Here is a 20,552-nt window from a genome sequence, read left to right as displayed (position 1 = left end):
AGATATTATTGCCAAAGCGTGACGTTTGCTTCGGATATGTTGCCACTCTGCAACAAAAGCCGGCACTAATGCGGCAGAGCGCGCCGCCCATTCTCAATTTTGCCGCAATTGGGAAAAGAAGCAGCCTATTGTCGCGGCGCAGCAGTGTCCGCCTGGTGCAGCACGCGCTGCGGGTAGGGGATGGTGATGCCGTTGTCGCGAAGCAGTATCCAGACGCGATTGAGGACATCGGATTTCACGCTGCCCAGCCCGGCTTCGGGATCACTGATCCACACCAGAATATCATGTTCGACGCGACTGTCGCCAAAGCCGGTCAGCCAGACATTGGGCTTGGGATTGCGCAGCACCCGGGGGCTTTCCTGCGCCGCCCGCAGCATCAGGTCCTGCGCGAGCTTGAGGTCGCTGTCATAGCTGACCCCCACCGGAATGCGGACGCGGACGTTGCGATCGGAATAGGACCAGTTTTCGACCTCCTGCGTCATCAGCTTCTCGTTGGGGATCAGATGTTCCTTGCCGTCGCGGGTGATGACCGACACCGCGCGCACCCCGATCTTGTTCACCCAGCCGAAGCTTTCACCCACGACGATGACATCGCCCGGCTTGATCGACCGGTCCATCAGCAGGATGATGCCGGCGATCAGGTTGCCGAACGTCTTTTGCAGACCGAAGCCGACCGCAAGGCCAAGCGCGCCTGAAAAGACCGCGAAGGCGGTCAGGTCGATGCCCAGCAGGTCGATGCCGACGAAAAAGGCGACAACCACAGCGGTGATCGCCGCCAGCTTCTGCGCAAGCAGCTTCTGCGTGGCGTCCAGGCCCTTGGCCCGCTCAATGCTGCGCGAGACGATGCGGTTGGCAAGGCGCACCATCGCGAACAGCGCGACGCAGGTCGCGGCCATGCCGAACAGGCCGAGCAGGGTCACGCGCCGCTTGCCAAGATCGATACCGACGCCGTCCAGCATGTCGGCAACCGGGGCAAAGCCACCGCTGCTGCCCGACAGGACCATAACGAAGATCAGCAGGGCCAGGGGCACGACGGCCCAGCGGGGAATGGCGAGGCTGCGCAATATGTGGGTGGCGAGCAGGGCGAGCGCCAGCGCGAGTGCGCCGCCCAGCGCCAGATGCGCCGGTACGCCGACCGGCCAGAGCGCGACCGCCAGCGCAAGCAGTCCGCTGGCCGTTGCGTGCCGGAGGATCGGCCGCAAATGACCCGCGAGCGCGTCGCCAAGCGGACGCGCGCGCCGACGCAGGCGCGGCCCTGTGATATGCGCGATCGCGTCCGCGGCTAGAAAGATGAGCGCCGCGAGCGCGAGCGCGGCCAACGGGTGGACGATCGCCGGATCGCCTAGCAGCAGTCCCAGCATTTGCGGGAAAAGCTGCCTCATCCCCGCGCCGCGCCGAAGCGGGCGAGACCGGCTTCGAGGTCGGCGATGAGGTCGGCGGGATCTTCCAGCCCGATCTGCAATCGGACCAGCGGTCCTTCGGCCTGCCATCGGGTCGCGGTGCGATAGCGGGCGGGGTCGACCGGCAGGGCAAGGCTTTCGAAGCCGCCCCAGCTGTAGCCGATCCCGAAATGCACAAGGCCGTCGATCAGCGCCGCGCGCGCCTGCTCATCGCCGCCCCGCAGCACAAAGCTGAACAGGCCGCTGGACCCCGTGAAGTCGCGCCGCCAGAGGTCATGGCCGGGGCAGGACGGCAGCGCGGGATGCAGCACCCGCGCCACGTCGGGCTGCTGCTCAAGCCATTGGGCGATGGCGAGCGCGCTGTCCTGATGCTGCTTCAAGCGGACCCCGAGCGTGCGCAGGCCTCTCGTCGCCAGCCAAGCGTCGTCGGGGCTGGTCATCTGGCCGAACAGATAGGCCGCCTGACGGATCGCGGGGAACAGCGGCGGGGTGGCGGTTACCGACCCCAGCATCACATCGCTATGGCCGACTATATATTTGGTGCAGGCGAGGATCGCGATGTCGACGCCATGGGCCATCGCGGGAAAGAAGAGCGGCGTTGCCCAGGTATTGTCGATCAGCGTCACGATCCCGCGCTCCCGCGCCAGGGCGGTGATCGCCGGCACGTCCTGCACTTCGAAGGTGAGGCTGCCAGGGCTTTCTAGGAAGATGGCGCGGGTATTTGCATGAACGAGGTCGCGAAAAGAGTCGATTTCGAGACGCGGATCATAATATATCGTTTCGATACCGTAACTTTTCAGCATTTTGTCGCAGAAATTGCGGGTGGGGTCATAGGCGCTGTCGACCATCAACAGTTGGTCGCCGGGTTTCAGCACCGCCATCAGCGCGCAGGCGATGGCGGCCACCCCCGAAGGAAAGAGCATCGTGCCTTCCGCCCCCGGCTCCATTTCGGTGAGCGCGTCGGCGAGGCTCCAGGCCGTCGGCGTGCCCTTGCGGCCGTAGAAAAGCCGTTCATGGGTGCTGGACCCGGCCGCGCGGCGCAGATGCGCGACATCGTCATAGAGGATGGTCGACGCACGCCAGACGGGCGGGCTGACAATGCCGCCGGGTTGGCCGGGTATGCCAGTCCATTCACGTTTGCGGCCGGCCTGCGCCAGCTTCGTCAGCGGCCCGCGCGAATCTTCCTTGCCGTCCTTTCGGTTCATGCCGGGCCGGTCGCCTTGGGCGTCGCCGGGTCCAGCCCCCATTCCGACCAGCTGCCGTCATAGAGAGTCACGTCGGTCTTGCCGAGCAGCTCCAGCCCCGCGAGCAGGATGGCGGCAGTGACGCCGCTGCCGCAGCTGGTGATGATCGGGCCGGAAAAATCAGTGCCGGCCGCGTCGAACAGCGCACGCAGTTCAGCCCCGGTCTTCATGCTGTTGTCGGCGCGGTACAGGGAGGAAGAGGGGATGTTGCGCGATCCGGGAATATGGCCGGACGCCATGCCGGGCCGCGGCTCCTTTTCCTCACCCGTGAAACGGGCGGCGCCGCGCGCGTCGAGAACCTGTGCCTCGCCGCTTTCCAGATTGGCGAGCAGATCCTGCTTGGTCCTGACCTGCCGCTGATCGCGACGCGCCGTGACATCGCCGCTCGCGATGACCGGCCAGCCCGTCTCGGTCGGCCGCCCTTCGGCCAGCCATTTGGGCAGGCCGCCGTCCAGGATCGCGGCCGATGCGCCCACGCCATAGAGGCGCATCATCCACCAGCCGCGCGCGGCGCTGTGCGTGGGGCTGTTGTCATAGACGACGATGCGGCTGTCGCTGTTGATCCCCAGGGCCCGGCAGCGTTCGGTCATTAAGGCGTCGCCGGGCAGCATGCCGGGGCGCGGATCATCCGCATCGGCAAGGGTCGGCAGGTCGAGGAAGGCCGCGCCCGGAATATGCGCGCCTTCATATTCCGCGCGGGGGTCGCGCGGCGTGCCCGGCAGAAACAGAGTGGCGTCGAGGATCACCAGATCGGGATTGCCCAGCTCGTGCGCGAGCCATTCGGTGGAAACGAGAATGTCCATGCCGCCTCTCTTCGATATCGTTCGTGCCTTTCTAAGCAGCGCGCGGAAAAGTGGGAACAGGTTTTCCGCATAAAAGGATGCGGCAGAGACAGGTCAGGGCGCGGTCGGCGCGCGTAAAGATCAGCTTGCGAGTTCGAGCGCCGTGGCCCGGCTGCCGGGCGTGCGATACTGGCGCGGGCCAAGGTCAAGGCGGAAGGGCGACAGGCGATCAGCGGGCGGGCTCTGTTCCTGGCCGACGATGAACGCCTTGCCGGTGCGGCCGGTGCCGACGGGATCGCCCCCCTCGCTCCAGCGATATTGTGCATCGAAGGCGACCAGCGGGATCAGCAGCGCGCGTCCTTGCACCTGCACCGGCGCGATCTGGTCAGGCAGCAGGCGCAATTCGCCGGTCAGGCTATGCCGATCACCGGGGGCAACGGATACGACCGAATGGATCGGCAGTCCGGCCGATCCGGCGAAGAATTGCTGCATGAGCGCCTGCTGGCCGGCGTCCGTGTTGCCGATGAGGCCACGGACCAGTACATCTTCGGCCGTGCGGCTGCCGCGATTGTGCAGCGTCAGGACATAGTTGATCGTCGCGCCCATCAGCGAGAGCCTGGCGCCGCGCACCTCCATCTCCAGATCGATCCACGGGCGTTCAGTCGCGGCAGGCGCGACCGGGAGTGACGCGGGCGAAGGGCGTGGAGCGGCCGGCTGTGGCCTGACAGGCGCGGCGCGGGGTGTCGGGGCGGCGGGGGTCGGCGTCGGCGCCGGCTCGTCGGCTGCGCGTTCCACCTCTACGTCGCGTGGCGGGCGGCGGCGAAGCAGCCAAAGCGCGCCCAGTGCGGCAACGAGCGCGAGCAGCCCCGCGACGATCCACGGCAAGGGGTTGGACCGGGTCGCGGGCGCTGCCGCTGCCGGCGGGGGGGAAGCGGCGGGCCGCGCCGGGGCAGGCTGAGACGGGACAGGCTGAGATGGGGCGGGCTGAGATGGGGCAGGTGGAGACGGGGCGGGCTGGACCTGCGTCTGCGCCGGCTGCTCGGGCGAAGCGGGTGGGGGAGGCGAATCCCGCCCCGGCGCGGGCGCGGCCTGCGACCGAGGCGCCGGGACGGCGGGACGCGGCGTCCGATCCGTTGGACGCGGCTGAGGCTCCGGCGTGGTTTGCGGCTGGGCGGGAGCGGGCGCGGTGACCGTCGGCGGCACGACAATCGGCGGCGGCGGCGTCACCGTCGTCGGCGCGCCACGGAACACGTCGAGTTCCGGCCCTTGACGGTTGGGCTCGGCGGGTGGGTTCTGCGTCGTGCGGGGCAGGTTGAACACTGGCTCGCCGCCATTTTGCTGATCCTGCGCAAAGGCAGAGGGTGCCAGCAACAGCAGCAGGAAAGTCAATGCGGCAGGACGCAATCCCATGGTCAGCAGCCAAGGCACGGTCCCGGCTGAACGGCAGGTGAACGACGGCGCTATGTGAGGCGGCGATGACATTGTGTGTGCAATGGCGTAGATGGCCCGTCATGACTGATATGCCTGACATGACCAGACCGATCCACCTGGGGCAGTCCAGCGCGCTGCCCGCGCGCCCGGAAGAGGCCGTGCTCGACTATGTGCCCAATCCCAGGCCGGGCAAGCCCTATCTGGTGCGTTTCACCGCGCCGGAATTCACCTCGCTCTGCCCGGTGACGGGGCAGCCGGACTTCGCCCATCTGGTGATCGACTATGCGCCGGCCGCGACGATCGTCGAATCGAAGTCGCTGAAGCTGTTCCTGGGCTCCTTCCGCAATCATGCCGCTTTCCACGAGGATTGCACCGTGGGCATCGGCGAGCGGCTGTTCGACGAGATGCAGCCGCTTTGGCTGCGGATCGGCGGTTACTGGTATCCGCGCGGGGGCATTCCCATCGATGTCTTCTGGCAGTCGGGCGAACCGCCGGCGGGCTTGTGGCTGCCGGCGCAGGATGTGCCCGGCTATCGCGGGCGGGGATAGGCGCTGGCGCCGGCCGCAGCGGCCCAAGGCCCCGGCCTTCGGGATAAGGGGACGGGTGCCATTGTTTGACAAATAAACAACAAGGCTCAACCAACGACATCGGGAGCGGTCGTGGCGGCTTGACGGGCGCCCGGAAAGGCTCGATCCCGCAACTATTCCGGCGTCGCGCCGTTCAAGCGCGGCGCCGTTCCAACGTGTCGGAGTTGTGAACCTGATGTTGTTCAAGAAGATTATGCCGCTGATGCTGGCGACCGCGCCGGTGGCGCTCGTTCAACCTGCCCTCGCCCAGACGATCGGCGGCCCTGCGCCCGGCATCACGACCCAGTTGCCGCGCGGCGCCGTGCCCAGCCATTATGCGATCACCGTTACGCCCGATGCAGCCCGCCTTGCCTTCACCGGCGAGGTGACAATCGACGTTGATGTCGCGCAGGCGATGCCGGCACTGGTGCTGAACGCCGCCGACCTCCAGGTGAGCGCGGTGACGCTGACCCCCGACAAAGGCAAGCCCGTCAAGGGCACCGCCACGATCGATGCGGAGGCGCAGACGGTCAGCTTCGATTTCGGCAAGCCGGTCCAGCCGGGCAGCTATCGGCTCGCCATCAGCTATGCGGGCGTTATCAACACGCAGGCGAACGGGCTGTTCGCGCTCGACTATACGGACAATGACGGCAAGGCGCAGCGCGCGCTCTTCACCCAGTTCGAGGCCCCCGATGCGCGCCGCTTCGTGCCGAGCTTCGACGAGCCGAGCTACAAGGCGACCTTCGATCTGGCGGCGATCATCCCGACCGGCCAGCTGGCGGTCAGCAACATGCCGGTCAGGGCCTCAAAGGACCTGGGCGGCGGCAAGACGCAGGTGACGTTCGGCACCAGCCCGAAAATGTCCTCCTACCTGCTGTTCTTCGGCCTCGGCGACCTCGACCGCGCCACCAAGATGGCCGGCGCGACCGAGGTGGGCGTCATCACCGGCAAGGGGAATACCGGCAAGGCGCAACTGGCGCTGGACGCATCGGCGGCGATCCTGCCCTGGTACAACGATTATTTCGGCGTTCCCTTCCCGCTGCCCAAGCTCGACAATGTGGCCGGGCCAGGCCAGAGCCAGTTTTTTTCCGCGATGGAAAATTGGGGCGCGATCTTCACCTTCGAACGCGCGCTGCTGGTCGATCCCCGCTTCACGTCGGAAGGGACGCGGCGCACCATCTATTCGATCGTCGCCCATGAGATGGCGCATCAATGGTTCGGCGACCTCGTCACCATGGCCTGGTGGGACGATCTGTGGCTGAACGAAGGCTTTGCCAGCTGGATGGCGACCAAGGTGACCGACAAGTTGCAGCCGAGCTGGGAAATGCTGCTGACCCGCGTGGGCGGGCGGGAGCGGGCCATGGCGCTCGACGCGCTCGCGACGACCCATCCCATCGTGCAGACGATCCGCACCGTCGATGAGGTGAACCAGGCCTTCGACGACATCACCTATGAAAAGGGCGAGGCGGTCATCACCATGCTGGAAGGCTATGCCGGCGAGGATGCGTGGCGGCAGGGCATCCGCGCCTATATGAAGGCGCATGCCTATGGCAACACCGTCACCGACGATCTGTGGAAGGCCGTCGAGGGCGCGGGGGCAAAGGGCCTGGTCGGCATCGCGCATGACTTCACCAGCCAGCCCGGCATCCCGCTGGTAAAGGTCGACAGCGCGCAGTGCGAGGGCGGATCGACCCTGCTGTCCCTTTCGCAGGGTGAATTCAGCCGCGACCGCAAGGACAAGGCGCCGCTCGGCTGGCATGTGCCGGTGATGGCGCAGACCATCGGCGGCGCGCCGCAGCAACTGATCCTCGATGGCAAGGCGCAGGTCACGTTGCCTGGATGCGGCGCCTATCTCATCAACGCGGGGCAGACCGGCTATTATCGTTCGCTCTACCCGCAGGCCAATCTCAAGGCGCTGGTGAAGGATTTCACTCGCCTGTCGTCGATGGACCAGATTGGCCTGATGGCGGACAATTTCCAGCTGGGACTGGGCGGCTACCAACCGATCGGGCTCGCGCTCGACATGGTCGATGCTGTCCCCCGCGACGCCAGCCCGGCCGTATTGGCAGAGGTGCCCGACTATCTCGAAAGCGCCTATACCATGCTGGAAAGCGACAGGGCGGCGCAGGCCAGGGTGGCCGCCTATGCCTCGCGCAAGCTTGGCCCGGTGCTGGCCGGCGTCGGCTTCGACGCGAAGGCCGGCGAGGGGCCGCAGGTCCCGGTACTGCGATCCGCGCTCGTTTCGACGCTGGGCGCGACGGGCGACAAGAGGGTCGTCGCCGAAGCGAACCGCCGTTTCGCCGATCCGGCCCTGCTCGACGGTCCGCTGCGTAACCTGTGGTTGCGCATCATTGCCCAGAATGCCGACGCAGCGACGTGGGACAAGCTGCGCGCCATGGCCCACCGTGCCAGGAGCGACCTCGAAAAGAGCACGTTGTTCGCGCTGCTGGGGGCGGCCAAGAATGAAGCGCTGGGGCGCAGGGCGCTGGACCTTGCCATGACCGACGAGCCGGGCAAGACCACGAGCGCGGCGATCATCGCGGCGGTGGGCGGCGAGCATCCGATGCTCGCGGTCGACTATGTGCTGGCCCACCGGCGGCAATATGAGGCGATGATCGATGTATCGGCGCGCAGCCAGGCGATCGCGCGGCTGGGCGGCGGATCGGCCGACCCCGGGATGGCGACGAAGCTCGACGCCTATGCGAGCCAGTATCTGACGCCTGAATCGCGCAAGGTGGTCGATCGGTCGATCGCGGCGATCCGGACGCGGATCGAGACGCGGGCGCGGCTGAAGCCCGCGCTGGTAAGCTGGTTCGGGAGGAAATAGGCCGTGCCCTTCTCCTCCCCGTGCCTGGCATGGGGAGGAGACGAGGCTTGAGGGTCAGGGATTGAGCGGTGCGCTCGCCCAATGGCGCAGGCGGATGTAGAGCCCCACCACGACGCCGGCGAAGATCAGCAGCGCGAGCGGCACCGCCCAGTCATTTTCCGCCACCAGCGCCAGCGGCGCGTCGCTGTCTGTCGCCGCCACGATGCCGGCAAAGGCGACGCCGAACAGGCTTTCGCCGACGATGAAGCCGGTCGCCATCAGCACGCCCATCCGCTCGGCAAAGTCGGGATTGGCCCGACGCAGCGCCCAGCGGTTATAGAAATGGCCGATCACCGCGCCGACCGGGATCAGCAGCGTGAGCGCCATCGGCAGGTAGATGCCCATGCCGACCGCAAGGGGGGGCAGGCGCAGCTTGCCGGCCTTGCCCAGCCATTCGTCGATGGCGATGACGGCGGCGCCGATCCCCGCGCCCACGCCGATCAGGCCCCAGTCGAGGTCCCCGCCCAGGACGCCCTTCGCCAGCGCGGAGATCAGCGCCGCCTGAGGGGCGGGCAGGGCATTGGCCCCCACGCCACTCGCGCCGGCAAAGCCAAAGGCGCTGTTGAGCAGGTCGAGCACCGGCGGAATGACCAGCGATCCGAAGATGACGCCCAGCACCAGTGCGACCTGCTGCTTCCACGGCGTCGCACCCACCAGCTGTCCGGTCTTGAGATCCTGCAGATTGTCGTTGGAGATGGTCGCGATGCCGAACACGATGGCGGTGGTGAATAGCGCATAGGCGATCAGCGCCTGCGTCTGCTTCGGGTCGCCCCCCGAGCCATACAGGGCCGCCAGCAGCAGCGAGGCGCCCAGCACGGCCAGGATGCCGACGCCCGAGATCGGGCTGTTCGACGCGCCGATCAGGCCCGCCATATAGCCGCACACCGATGCGATGACGATGCCCGCCACCAGCACATAGGCGAGCGTCAGGCCGATCACCGGTACGGGATTGGCCGCGATCGGCCCCCCCTGCGCGAAGACCCAGAGCAGCATGCCGATGGGGAGGAGTGTCAACAGGATGGTGCCACCGACAATGCCGATGGGCAGGTCGCGCTCAGTGATGTCGAGGCTCGCCGCGTTGCCCGCGCGGCGCGTCGCATTGGCCGCGAGCGCGGAGCGGATGCCGCTGACGATGGGGCCCAGGATCTTGAGCAGCGTCCAGATCGCCGCCACGCCGATCGTGCCCGCGCCGATGAAGCGGGCCTTCATGCGAAAGGCGGTGCCGACGACCGCAGACAGGTCTGCGCCGGCCGGAAGCGGCGAGGTGAGCCAAGGCACCAGCCCTACCCAGCTAATCAGCAGGCCGACGAACATGGCGACGCCCACTGACAGGCCGACCAGGTGGCCGACGCCGATCAACGCCATGGAAAAGCTGGTCGACACGGACGTGGCGCCCGTGCCGAAGCGAAGGAAGGTCGCCGCTTCCTCGGCGATCAGCCGCGTCTTGGCCAGGATCGAAAAGGCCGCCGCCGCCAGCGCGCTCATGAGGATGGCGGACAGGCCGCGCCTGTTTTCCTCCAGCCCCTCGCGCGATCCGGCACCGACCTTCAGCACTTCGGCCGCGGCAACGCCTTCGGGATAGGGAAGGTCCGACCCGGTCACCAGCGCACGGCGCAGCGGCACGGAATACATGACGCCCAATATGCCGCCCAGGGCGATGGTGAAGGCGGAGAGCCAGTAGGGAAAGCCGTGCCACCAGCCGATGATGACCAGGCCCGGCAAGACGAAGATGATGGCCGACAAGGTGCCCGCCGCAGAGGCGATGGTCTGGACGATATTGTTTTCCAGGATCGTGCCGGTGGCAAACAGGCGCAGGACGGCCATCGAGATGACGGCCGCCGGGATCGAGGTGGCAAAGGTAAGGCCGATCTTCAGCCCGAGATAGACGTTGGCGGCGGTGAAGATCAGCGTGATGAGCGCGCCCAGCACGACGCCGCGCACCGTCAGTTCCGCGACTGGCGCCGCCTTGGCCGAATCACTTGTCACCCGCTTTCCCCCTCGCCTGCCACTTGTACGAATGTCCGGTAATAATGTTGCTTGACCTTGGATCAATCGGAAAGTGCGGTACGCTCACCCCTGGATCGGGTCGGGATCAGGAGGGCGAGGGTGCGGCACCTTTCCCCCAGTGCAGCCAGCCGTCGACGAGACGAGTCCAGCGGCCATAGCCCCGGGCATTCATGTGCAGCCCGTCCGGCCGGAACAGGGACGCATCAGGCAAGCCGTCGCGCGCCAGCAGGCTGGTGCCGACATCGAGATAGTCGAACCCGACAGCCCGACTGCGCGCCGCGACGGTCATGTTGACCGCCGCCAGGCGGGGCCAGAGCGTCCAGCGGATCGGACTGGGCTTCAGGGACAGATAGGCGATGCGGGCCTTGGGATAATCCTCGCGCAGCCGCTTCAGCAGCCTGAGCACATTGCGCGACACGTCGGCGGGAGTGGCGCCTCCAGCCAGGTCATTTTCCCCCACATAGACGATGATGGCGCCAGGCTTGGCGCGGGGAAGGAGGCGGGCATAATAATGTAGCACGTCAGCCGTGGTGGCTCCGCCGAAGCCGCGATTGACGACAGGACGATCGGGGAAGCTCCCCCCGATATTCCACAGGCGGATGCTGGAACTGCCCAGGAACAGGATGCCGCCGGACGGGGCCGGGTCCCCGGCGTCCGCTTTGGCGAAGGCGGCGATTTCGTTGGAGAAGGGAAAGGCGGGGTCGGCATTTACGCGGTCGGCCAGTGGCGCCTGGTGGTCGACCGCCGGGGCCTCGGACGCTTGCGCGCTCAAGCAGAGCGCGCACAGCATCGCCCCGACGATGATCGCACGGCTGGCCAGGCCGGCTCGCGAAGCGGACGCCTTAATGGCGGTGAAGCGGGCGCAGTTGATATTTGCCATTCGCATAGGTGCCGAACATGCCGGCGATCGCCGGATGGTCCACCGGCTCGTCTGTATCATCCGCCAGCAAATTCTGCTGGCTTACATAAGCGACATAGCTGGATTCACCATTTTCAGCGAGCAGATGGTAGAAGGGCTGGTGCTTGTCCGGCCGTGCTTCCTCGGGAATGGCCTGATACCATTCCTCCGTGTTGGCAAAGACGGGATCGATGTCGAACACGACGCCGCGAAAGCCGAAGCGCCGATGCTTGACCACGTCGCCGATGCTGAACAGCGCATGGACGATGGCAGGGGCGCTGATGCCAGGTCCGAAAATCTGAATCGTGTCGTTCATGCGACATATTTAGGAAGCCTGTGTGTCGACACAAGAAAAATAGCGCGGCCGGCGCTTGGCAAGCGGATCATCATTCGCTAATGGCCGCCCCTCGACCCGGCCGGCGCCAGAAATCCTGGCGCCCCGGCCTTCTGCGGAGAGGTGGCAGAGTGGTCGAATGCACCGCACTCGAAATGCGGCGTGCCGGCAACGGTACCGAGGGTTCGAATCCCTCCCTCTCCGCCACTACCCTGTCCTTTCACATCCGTTCCGAATCACTAAAGCCAAGCTTTTCTGCGGCTTTCAGCGTGATTCGTATCCACGTTCATCCCTGCCAGTCCACCGGTGACCGATTGGAAATGTGGGAAAGAATGTGGGAGATTTGGTGGCATGGGAAAGCTCTCCGCCAGCGCCGTGAAGGCAGCAACTCGTCCCGGGCGGATCGGGGATGGCGATGGCCTGTTCCTCGTGGTCCAGCCCGCGGGTGGCAAGAGTTGGGTCTGCCGGGTGCAGAAAAATGGCAACCGCCGCGACTTTGGTCTGGGCAGCGCGTCCAAAGTCTCGCTGGCGACTGCCCGCGAGCGGGCGCGAGAAATCCGCACTTGGGTCGAGCTTGGACTGGATCCCATCTTCGAGCGGCGTAAGTCCCAGGGAATTCCCACCTTCAGGCAGGCTGCAGCCCGGGTGATCGCAGCCCACAGCAAGACATGGCGCAATGAGAAGCATGAGAAGCAATGGCTCCAGACACTCGATGCCTACGTGTTCCCGCATATTGGCCATGTCCAGGTCCACGAGATCACCGGCCCGATGATCCGCAATCTGCTCTCCGAGATTTGGCTTGCCAAGCCGGAGACGGCGCGGCGGGTCCGTCAGCGGATCGGCACCGTACTCGATTGGGCCTATGCTTCAGGCTACCGCGAGAGCGAGGCGCCGATGCGGGCGATCACCAAGGGGCTCCCTCGCCAACCCAAGAAGGAGGGGCATTTTGCTGCCATGCCCTATGCGAAGGTGCCGGCCTTCATGCTCAAGCTAGCCGAGCGGGAATCCTTCAGCCGCTTGGCTCTGCGTTTTGCCATCCTGACCGCCGTGCGATCGGGTGAGGTGCGCGGAGCGGTGTGGGGAGAATTCGACCTGGAGGAGAAGCTCTGGACGATCCCAGCTGCGCGCATGAAGGCAGCGCGCGAGCATGTCATTCCTTTGTCAGCCCCGGCACTCGCCATCCTCGAACGGTGTCGCGAACTGCGAATCGGGTCGCGGTCGCTCGTGTTTCCCGGTGCCAGGGGAGACATGCCGATGAGCGACATGACGCTCACGAAGCTGCTTCGCGAGATGAAGGAGGACGCAACTGCCCACGGATTTCGCTCTGCTTTCAGGGACTGGGTCAGCGAGGAAACGAACCATCCCCGCGAAATCGCGGAAGCGGCGTTGGCGCATCGCGTCCGGGACAAGACGGAAGCTGCCTATCGACGAGGTAACCTGCTAGAAAAGAGGAGGAAGCTGATGGACGAATGGGGGGCTTACTGCAGGAAGCGATGACTGATATCGACCCGACCGCGTCATCCCGGCCTTTGAAATGGCCTATTACGAGGTCCTCTATTCCGATCAGATCGCGTGCGATCCGGAGCTGGGTCGGTTCGATGGAACCCTCCATGGTCGTCTCGCGTCCGAATTCGCCGATTTAGCTGTCTGGTTGCGACACATCATTGGGACATGGTAAGTAGCGCCATCGCGGATCACGCGCGGCGCTTTGCCGCTCTTGCTGATGAGGTTTCGTGATGGTGCAGATACATCCCCAGGCCCGGATCACGCCTGCTGTGCGGGCGGAAATTGCCCGCTCGACCGAGCCCGCCAGTGTCGTGGCAAAGCGCTATGGCATCAGCGACGAGACGGTCCGCAAGTGGCGCAGACGCGGCGAGCAGGCGGTCCAGGATCGCTCAAGCCGGTCTTCATGATGAGTCCGCCTCGGTGGCGCAGTTCCTGGCGCGTGGCGTGTTCGAATTCGACCTTCTGGTCATGGAGCCAGCCAGACCCGGTCAGATTTGGATGTCCGCCTCGGGGCGCTGGAAAATCGCTGTCAAACGGTAAGGATTGGGGCATTGCCGTCCGACTGCTTTCCAGCTCAACCTTCTTTGAGCCGGGCCACCAGCGCCTTGATGCCCTCGACCGGCACGAGGGTCGCGCTTCCAAGCTTGAGCGTCCTGATCTCCCCCTCGGCGATGAGCTCATAGAATTTGCTGCGTCGGATCCCCAGCATCCGGCATGCGTCGGGAATGCGCACGGTGATGGGTTCGATCCTATCCTGCGGCGGCAGGTCCGTGTTCTTCAGCGGTCGATGCTCACGGCTCATTGCAAACTCCTCAGCTTACGGGTGGTGGGATCGTCGGTGGCGGGCGCAGCCTTGCCCGCGAACCGATCGGCAATCTCATCAATCAGTTCGGCGAACAGCTTGGCACCTTTAGCCTGCGCCGCCTCGTTCACCGGGGTCATCGCCCCAGTGGTGAGCTGATGCCGGACCGTGCGTGCCAGCACCTCCCAGACCAGCGCCTGGTTGCGCCGCAGCCAGTCGGTATTGCGCTCAATTTTGGTGAGGCGAATGCCGATGGCCTCATTGGACTTCGGCGCCTGCCGCCGGGTGAACCAGGCGTCGAGCGCCTCGACGAGGATCTCCGACCGTGCCCTGCCTGAGTTCTTTGCTAGATGCTCAAGCCGCCTGCTCATTTCCTCGGGCAGGAACAGTTGATGCCGGGTCTTGTAGCTCTTCATCGGGCATTGGCCTGTTCATGATGATGTCCGGTGGCAGCGGATCAGCCCGGCGCAAGGGGGGACACAGAAGCGATCCGCTGCCATGGACGAGTATCGCTGTCCGGCTTCTGTTTGGGGATGGAGCAGATCGGCCCAGATCGGCCCGGATTGGACTCACATGCCGCCGATGCTGGGACCGCCGCGGCCCCGCCCGATAGTCCAGCTGATCGGCCGGTCCTCGCGCATCAGCCCGGAAAGCTGCTTGCCGACATGCCGTTCCAGCTCATCGCGCCAGGGAACCAGGGTGAACTCATGGCTACGCTCGATCAGGGCAAACCGGCCGGAGGTCATGTTCACTTTTCGCGTGAGCGTTCCCTCCACTCGTTCGCCCGGCACGGTTTCGGCAAAGGGCAGGCCCAGTTCCTTCGACAGCTGCCCGGCCACGGCGCGCACCTCGCGCTCCCGAAGGATACGCAGCAGATTGCGGCGGTAGATCACATCATTGCCCTGTCGCTCGGCCAGTTGCTGCTCGACCAGCCATTGCTGGCGCAGCGCCAATGCCTTGCGCACCTCCTGGCCATAGCCATTGCTGGCGATGGGCGCTTTGTCCGGTGCCGTCAGTTCTTTGTCCAGCCAGGTGGCAGCATGGATGTTTGCTTGATCGAGGATCGGCCCTGCCGACAGCATCTCGACCTTGACCGGCTCGGTCCTGAGCTTCCTCTGCTCATAGATCCGCACGGTATCGAGATGATCGGGACCGATCTTCCATGTCCCGTCCGCGTCGCGCTCGGGCTTACCGGTCGTCTTGCGGATCGCCTCCAGCCGCCGCACATGGCTTTCCACAAAAGCCTCGCTGGCATCGGGATCATGGTTGAGGTGAATGCCCAGACCATAGCGCCCGCCATGGCCCTGCGCGATCTGAACGACGGTGCGATCTACGGCGCGGGGTTCGGCCTGCCTCGGCGTCAGACTCACCATGCCGCCGACCGGCGTGGACTCGGCGCTGGCGCCGATATCGACATAATGGCTGCGCCCGTCGATGCCGTCGACGATGAGATAACGGCGCTCATGATCGTCATCGGCAGCGCCCCGCTTCACCACCTTGCCGATGACCGGTCCTGTCATCTGTGCGGCTACACCGTCGACGCCATGGACGACATAACGTTGGGCATCGATGTGGGGCGCCTCTTTCTCCCTCGTCATCTCTTGGTGCATGAGGCGGATGATGTCGCCGCGCATGCCCATATCGGTCAGCGTCTTTTCCATATGCGGGGACAGCGTCCAGGAAAGCGGCCCAGCCTGCTCTGCCAGTTCCATCCGTTCCAGCACCCGCGCGCGGGCAACCAGCAGTTGCTGGTGGCCGGGATCGAGCGCGGCTTGTCTCTCCATCTGGCGCAGGTCGATGACATGATCTTTCGCCTGCGCCAGCATCATCCGGTCAAGCCGGGTGAGCCGTTCGGCATCGACCTCGCGTTCGAGCTGCTGGCGCACTTCTATTTCGCTCTGCGGACCCAGTGCCCGGGTCATGATCTCCGATGCCCGATAGCGGATGGCATGGGCGATATAGTCACCCGCAATATTGAGGGTCTTGCCGTCCTCGGTGACTCCCCGGATCAGGATATGGCTGTGGGGGTGCCCCGTGTCGAAATGATCGACCGCCACCCAGTCAAGAGTGGTGCCCAGATCCTCTTCCATCTTCGCCATCAGGTCGCGGGTGAAATCGCGCAGATGGTCGAAGGCCGGACCATCCTCGGGCGCGACGATCAGGCGGAACTGGTGGCGGTCGTCCAGACCCCGCTCGGCAAAGGCACGAGCATCGGCTTCATCGGCGAAGGTCGAGTAGAAGCGCCCGCGATCCCCTTCGCGGCTGACGCCGTCGCGTTCGAGATAGCGCAGATGCACCCCTACCGCGCCGGCCTTGCCAGCCAGCTTCACCACCCGCGCCTTCACCGTCACCCGCCGGGGCCGCACGCGCATGCCGCTGCCCCGGTCGAAGGACCAGCCCGAGCCGCGCGGCACGGCGGCTGCGATCCGGGCGCCACGGCCCCGCGCATTGAAGCGGCCGGTGCGAGGCCCAGAACCAGGACTCCCATCGGGCACCCAAACGGCTGATTCTCCCGCGCAAATAGGCAGTGGGAAATCACCGGAACCATCAATAGCACCAACACATCATCTGGAAAAGGGTGGACGTCCACGGACAGGCGAACGGGCACTGTCATGCTAACCGATGGAGGGTGTGCAAGGGCGCAGATCTGTTTTTTCATACTGCGGCGGCTTACGCCGCATGCCACTCCGCGAGCTGTTAAAGCGGTGCCGCTTGCGGGGATCTAAATTTCTTTCAGTCCAAACTATTTCCACTTGTGTAACGGAGGAATCCTCCGTTATGCTAAGCGGATGTTGCCTCCTCATAAAATTTTGCCTTGCAAGCACATCCGGCGAAAACGCTCAAAGGGTTGGAAAAGGCCATGGCGGAGATTGCCACAATCTCAGAAGGGGCTGTGCAAGGCATCTCGGTCGGCTGTGGATGGCGGGCTGTTATCAAATCCTTTCCGCCGCCTGCCATGGTGCGGGTGGACCATCGGGATCGCTACGCGATCAAGCGCCGCGAGGGGCTTCAAAATACATAGTCGCCGCTAGCCGCAACCCCGCAAACCCAAATGACCAACGATAACCCAAAAGGAGCATTGGATGTACGATCGGGTTTTCTCGCCGCTCAAGATCGGTTCGGTCGAAGTGCCAAACCGCATTGTCCGTCCCGCGCATGTGACGATGCTGGCTAGGCGCGAAGCCGTCACGGACGATCTTATCGCCTATCATCTGGAGCGTGCGCGTGGTGGCGTCGGCCTCTCCATCATCGAAGCCTGCTCGGTCCACCCATCGTTTTATTTGTCCCTGATCAACTGGGACGACTCGGTTATCCCGCGCTACCGCAAGTTAGCGAGCGCGATCGCGCCCACTGGCATGAAGCTGTTTCAGCAATTCTCGCATGCCGGCAATGTCGTTACGCCGGCTGACGGGAGCCCGCCCTGGGCGCCATCCGCGATAACGGCTCGCCACTCGACGTGCCCACCGCTGGAGATGACGACCGATCAGATCGAAGAACTGGTGGTGGCGTTCGGCGCCGCGGCCCGGCGCGTCGAGGCTGGCGGCCTCGACGGCATCGAGCTTCACGCGGGCCACGGTTATCTGGTGTCGCAATTCCTGTCGCCGGTGCTGAACCGGCGTGACGACCGCTACGGCGGATCGGTTGAGAACCGGCGGCGCTTCCTGCTGGAGTGTCTGCGGGAGATTCGTGCGCACACAAGCGCTGGCTTCCCCGTGGGGATGAGGATCAGCGAGAGCGGCGATCCGGCTGTGTTGTCGATCGAGGAAGCCAACGCCGTCTGCAGGCTCGTTGAGGATGAAGGCCTGATCGACTATGTCAACATTTCGCATAGCGACCACTACGACAAGAGCGAAGTCATCGCGGGGATGGACCGTCCTGCGGGATATGAGCTCCCCACCGCGCGACGGATCGGCCACGGCCTGAAGCTGCCGCGCCTGGTCTCGGGCCGGTTCGGGACGCTGGACGACGCCGAGCAGGCGATCCGGGCGGGCGACGCCGACCTCGTCGGCATGGTTCGCGCGACGATCGCGGATCCTGACCTCATCAGGAAGTCACGAGAGGATCGCGCAGCCGAAGTGCGGCCGTGCATCGCGTGCAATCAAGGGTGCGTCGGCGGAGTGATGGCGGAGGGACGGATCGGCTGTGTCGTCAATGTAGCGGCCGGACGTGAAAGCACGTTGGCGGAAAGCTTGCTCGATCAATCAACCCAACGGCGCCGGGTCGTCATCGTGGGTGGCGGACCCGCAGGGATGGAGGCCGCCAGGGTCGCGGCGTTGCGCGCGCATGAGGTGATCCTGTTCGAGGCAACGCCTTCGCTCGGCGGCATGATCAACCATGCCCGCCGCGCGCCAAAGCTTCAGGCGATCGGCGACATTACCAACTGGCTGGAGGCCGAAGTCCACAGGCTGGGCGTGGACGTCCGGCTATCGACCTATCTGGATGCGGATGAGGTGCTGAACGAGGTGCCTGACGCTGTCATCGTCGCGACCGGCACAAACAAACTCGCGGGCCCCATAAGGCAGGTCGCGAATCCGGCCGGTGAGGTGCGGGCCGCGCCCGGTGCGATCATTATGGATACGATCGATCTGCTTGATAGCGGGCGAAAAGATCTCGGCAGGAGCGCGGTGGTCGTTGACGATGTCGGCCACTATGAGGCTATTGGCTGTTGCGAGGAGCTTTTGAGTCGCGGGATGGATGTCACGTACGTCACCCGACACGGCAGCTTCGCACCACTCGTGCAAGCCGCGATGCGTGACGCAGCCGCGCTCAAGCGGCTATACAAACTGGGCAAGTTCAACATCGTGACGCAGGCGCTCCTGGTCGCAGTCGAGCCGGGACGGGCCACTATTCGGCCCCTGCATGGCGAACAAATCGATGTTGTTTCCGCCGATGTGGTGGTCAGAGTCGATTTCCGGCAGTCCGCCAACACGCTTTGGCGCGAGCTGCGCGGCCGGGTGGAGAACCTCCATCTCGTCGGCGACGCGAAATCGGCTCGGACCCTACAGGCCGCCATCCACGAAGGCCATGCGGCCGGCCGTGCCGTGATTTGAATTGCGGTTCGACTGTGCCACGCGCCCCACAACAGCATAATCTGTCATTGGGGAGCAATACACAGTTACCGATCACCGGAACCCCGCAAGACCAAATCACCAACGGTAACCAACAACGTGAATTGAATGTACGATCGAGTTTTCTCGCCGCCCAAGATCTGTTCGGTCGAAGTGTCAAACCGTATCGCCCTTATTACGATATGATCAACGATTTAAGAAAGAAGGAGAAGGATATGCCGCTGACCGAGTCACAAATGGAAGAATTATATGACGAGAAACTGCTGTATGATAATATTATGATGTATGGTCGCGCCGCAGACAGAATGGATATTGATAGAATCCGGGACACGTATTGGCCGGACTCGTACGACGATCACGGCGGTTATATGGGCGACGGCGCGAAATGGGCGGACGCAGTTGAAACATATCGGGACCGACTATACTCGTGCAGCCATCACATCAGCAACGTGATATCCGAAATACAAGGCCACCGAGCCAAGCGCGAGAGCATGGTTCTTTGCGTCGTTACGTATAAGGAGCCGGATGTCAGCTGCATCTTTGGCAACCGTTACCGCGATCTGTGCGAAAAACGCGATGGCGTATGGAAGGTTTTGCGGCGCACCTGCATCTGGGACTGGGGTGATGTGAAGAAGCTGCAGACCGACTGGCCGCTGAGCGTTGATGTGCCCGAGATGTCCAACTGGGGCGCCCGCTATCCCGACGATCCTATTTACCAGGACTGGTCTGGCAGTCAGCTGACGGCACGACCGGAGCATCAGCGGACGGTGAAACGGTAAGTCGCTCTTTGGACGGTCATGAATACTGGCGTGGAAGTAAGGCGCGGCACGTTCGATCACTATGGGAGGGTGTCGCGCCAAGTCGCCGGACGTGCCTAAACGTTGTCCTATCCGCCTTCGCTCTCGCCGCTACCGTCTAGCCCTGACCTCATTTCTGTTCCGTCAGCCACACGACACGGGGATTGATGAACGATAGCTACTGCAGAAAGCAGTATTATTCGCAAGTAAGGCCAGCTATCAGTATGTCGGTCAGGCGTGCGGCGCCCTTTTCCCAGTCGGATACGTAACCAAGAGTCGCGCCGCCGCCGATTGCCACCAGTAAATCAATTGGTTCCACGTCGCGCCGAATCCGCCCGGTGCGTTTGACATTCTCTAGAAGCTTGCCACATCCATCGATCAGCTTGTCGCGCGCGACCGCGCATATTATGTCCGCGCCGCTGCCCGGCATGCTGAGAACGTCGATAATGATCCGCTTGGTCGACACATAATCGACGAACAGCAACAACCATTGACGCAGAGCTTCAATGGGAAGCTCGGCCTGCGCAAGCCGCTCCGCCGCTTCCGCAAGCTGTTCGCCTTCATTTTCATAAAGCTGACCGACCAGCGCCTCGCGCGTTGCGAAGTGACGATAGAGTGTGCCGATACCCACGCCCGCCGCACGCGCGATATCCTCGAGGCTGGCCGAGATGCCTTTTTCGGCAAATGCCTCTTTGGCTACTGTCATCAGGCGGAGACGATTGCGCTCTGCATCGGCGCGCGGCTTGCGGGGGGCTAACTTTCTATCGACCAAAGCGGTTTCCACTTGCGAATCGGAGGATTCCTCCGTATCCATTAAACGGACGGCGCCTCCTCATAGCATGTCCCATCC

General features: G+C 64.3%; 16 protein-coding genes, 1 tRNA gene and 1 pseudogene. 7 read left to right on the top strand and 11 right to left on the bottom strand.

The features are described 5' to 3' along the window. Positions 1 to 125 precede the first annotated feature (125 nt). From AAC640_RS12825 to AAC640_RS12810, 4 genes are all read right to left on the bottom strand, one after another. On the bottom strand, positions 126 to 1,382 hold the full coding sequence (locus AAC640_RS12825; RefSeq protein WP_340266861.1) for a mechanosensitive ion channel family protein: 1,257 nt from the start codon (positions 1,380 to 1,382) through the stop codon (positions 126 to 128). Next, complete coding sequence (gene metC, locus AAC640_RS12820; RefSeq protein WP_340266859.1) at positions 1,379 to 2,605, bottom strand: cystathionine beta-lyase; 1,227 nt, start codon at positions 2,603 to 2,605, stop codon at positions 1,379 to 1,381. Before metC ends, AAC640_RS12825 begins: the two co-directional genes overlap by 4 nt. Next, positions 2,602 to 3,447, bottom strand: a complete 846-nt coding sequence (sseA, locus tag AAC640_RS12815; protein ID WP_340266857.1) for a 3-mercaptopyruvate sulfurtransferase — start codon at positions 3,445 to 3,447, stop codon at positions 2,602 to 2,604. The genes metC and sseA overlap by 4 nt, the downstream gene beginning before the upstream one ends. Positions 3,448 to 3,567: 120 nt before the next feature. Next, positions 3,568 to 4,836 carry a hypothetical protein gene (locus AAC640_RS12810; protein ID WP_340266856.1) on the bottom strand — a complete coding sequence of 423 codons (1,269 nt, stop codon included), beginning with the start codon at positions 4,834 to 4,836 and terminating at the stop codon, positions 3,568 to 3,570. Positions 4,837 to 4,937: 101 nt separating this feature from the next. Here AAC640_RS12810 and queF point away from each other — a divergent pair, with 101 nt between their 5' ends. Together queF and AAC640_RS12800 are read left to right on the top strand one after the other, a co-directional pair. Beyond that, positions 4,938 to 5,405 carry a preQ(1) synthase gene (gene queF, locus AAC640_RS12805; protein ID WP_340266855.1) on the top strand — a complete coding sequence of 156 codons (468 nt, stop codon included), beginning with the start codon at positions 4,938 to 4,940 and terminating at the stop codon, positions 5,403 to 5,405. Positions 5,406 to 5,619: 214 nt separating this feature from the next. Further along, complete coding sequence (locus tag AAC640_RS12800) at positions 5,620 to 8,250, top strand: M1 family metallopeptidase (RefSeq protein WP_340266853.1); 2,631 nt, start codon at positions 5,620 to 5,622, stop codon at positions 8,248 to 8,250. Between the two features lie 54 nt (positions 8,251 to 8,304). Here the strand turns inward: AAC640_RS12800 and AAC640_RS12795 are convergent, their stop codons facing one another. From AAC640_RS12795 to hspQ, 3 genes are all read right to left on the bottom strand, one after another. Further along, positions 8,305 to 10,275, bottom strand: a complete 1,971-nt coding sequence (locus AAC640_RS12795) for an OPT family oligopeptide transporter (protein ID WP_340266851.1) — start codon at positions 10,273 to 10,275, stop codon at positions 8,305 to 8,307. 106 nt (positions 10,276 to 10,381) lie between these two features. Beyond that, a complete protein-coding gene (locus tag AAC640_RS12790; RefSeq protein WP_340266849.1) occupies positions 10,382 to 11,182 on the bottom strand; it encodes a GDSL-type esterase/lipase family protein in 801 nt (266 codons plus the stop codon). Beyond that, a complete protein-coding gene (gene hspQ / locus AAC640_RS12785; RefSeq protein WP_340266847.1) occupies positions 11,139 to 11,510 on the bottom strand; it encodes a heat shock protein HspQ in 372 nt (123 codons plus the stop codon). Before hspQ ends, AAC640_RS12790 begins: the two co-directional genes overlap by 44 nt. A gap of 135 nt (positions 11,511 to 11,645) precedes the next feature. Here hspQ and AAC640_RS12780 point away from each other — a divergent pair. The 3 genes and pseudogenes from AAC640_RS12780 to AAC640_RS12770 all read left to right on the top strand — a co-directional run. Beyond that, positions 11,646 to 11,735, top strand: a tRNA-Ser gene (locus tag AAC640_RS12780). A 144-nt stretch (positions 11,736 to 11,879) separates the two neighbouring features. Further along, the gene (locus tag AAC640_RS12775; protein ID WP_340266845.1) at positions 11,880 to 13,025 is read left to right on the top strand and encodes a tyrosine-type recombinase/integrase; all 1,146 of its coding nucleotides are present in this window, start codon (positions 11,880 to 11,882) and stop codon (positions 13,023 to 13,025) included. Between the two features lie 239 nt (positions 13,026 to 13,264). Next, positions 13,265 to 13,432 (top strand): annotated as a pseudogene (locus AAC640_RS12770) (IS481 family transposase); the annotation flags it as partial. A 176-nt stretch (positions 13,433 to 13,608) separates the two neighbouring features. Here the strand turns inward: AAC640_RS12770 and AAC640_RS12765 are convergent. The 3 genes from AAC640_RS12765 to rlxS form a co-directional block, all read right to left on the bottom strand. After that, positions 13,609 to 13,836 carry a helix-turn-helix domain-containing protein gene (locus AAC640_RS12765; RefSeq protein WP_340266843.1) on the bottom strand — a complete coding sequence of 76 codons (228 nt, stop codon included), beginning with the start codon at positions 13,834 to 13,836 and terminating at the stop codon, positions 13,609 to 13,611. After that, positions 13,833 to 14,252 carry a hypothetical protein gene (locus tag AAC640_RS12760; protein WP_340266841.1) on the bottom strand — a complete coding sequence of 140 codons (420 nt, stop codon included), beginning with the start codon at positions 14,250 to 14,252 and terminating at the stop codon, positions 13,833 to 13,835. Before AAC640_RS12760 ends, AAC640_RS12765 begins: the two co-directional genes overlap by 4 nt. Positions 14,253 to 14,405: 153 nt before the next feature. Next, complete coding sequence (gene rlxS, locus AAC640_RS12755; protein ID WP_340266840.1) at positions 14,406 to 16,331, bottom strand: relaxase/mobilization nuclease RlxS; 1,926 nt, start codon at positions 16,329 to 16,331, stop codon at positions 14,406 to 14,408. A 588-nt stretch (positions 16,332 to 16,919) separates the two neighbouring features. Between rlxS and AAC640_RS12750 the strand changes: the two genes are divergently transcribed. Both AAC640_RS12750 and AAC640_RS12745 read left to right on the top strand, forming a co-directional pair. Further along, on the top strand, positions 16,920 to 18,887 hold the full coding sequence (locus tag AAC640_RS12750) for an oxidoreductase (protein WP_340266839.1): 1,968 nt from the start codon (positions 16,920 to 16,922) through the stop codon (positions 18,885 to 18,887). A 14-nt stretch (positions 18,888 to 18,901) separates the two neighbouring features. Beyond that, entirely contained in the window at positions 18,902 to 19,684 is a 783-nt protein-coding gene (locus tag AAC640_RS12745) for a nuclear transport factor 2 family protein (protein WP_340266838.1), read from the top strand. Positions 19,685 to 19,898: 214 nt separating this feature from the next. Here AAC640_RS12745 and AAC640_RS12740 read toward each other — a convergent pair whose 3' ends face one another. After that, on the bottom strand, positions 19,899 to 20,516 hold the full coding sequence (locus tag AAC640_RS12740; RefSeq protein ID WP_340266837.1) for a TetR/AcrR family transcriptional regulator: 618 nt from the start codon (positions 20,514 to 20,516) through the stop codon (positions 19,899 to 19,901). Positions 20,517 to 20,552 lie beyond the last annotated feature (36 nt).

The organism is Sphingobium mellinum (assembly GCF_037860795.1).
Taxonomy (GTDB): Bacteria; Pseudomonadota; Alphaproteobacteria; order Sphingomonadales; family Sphingomonadaceae; genus Sphingobium; species Sphingobium mellinum.
This window is presented reverse-complemented; position numbering and strand designations above follow the sequence as displayed.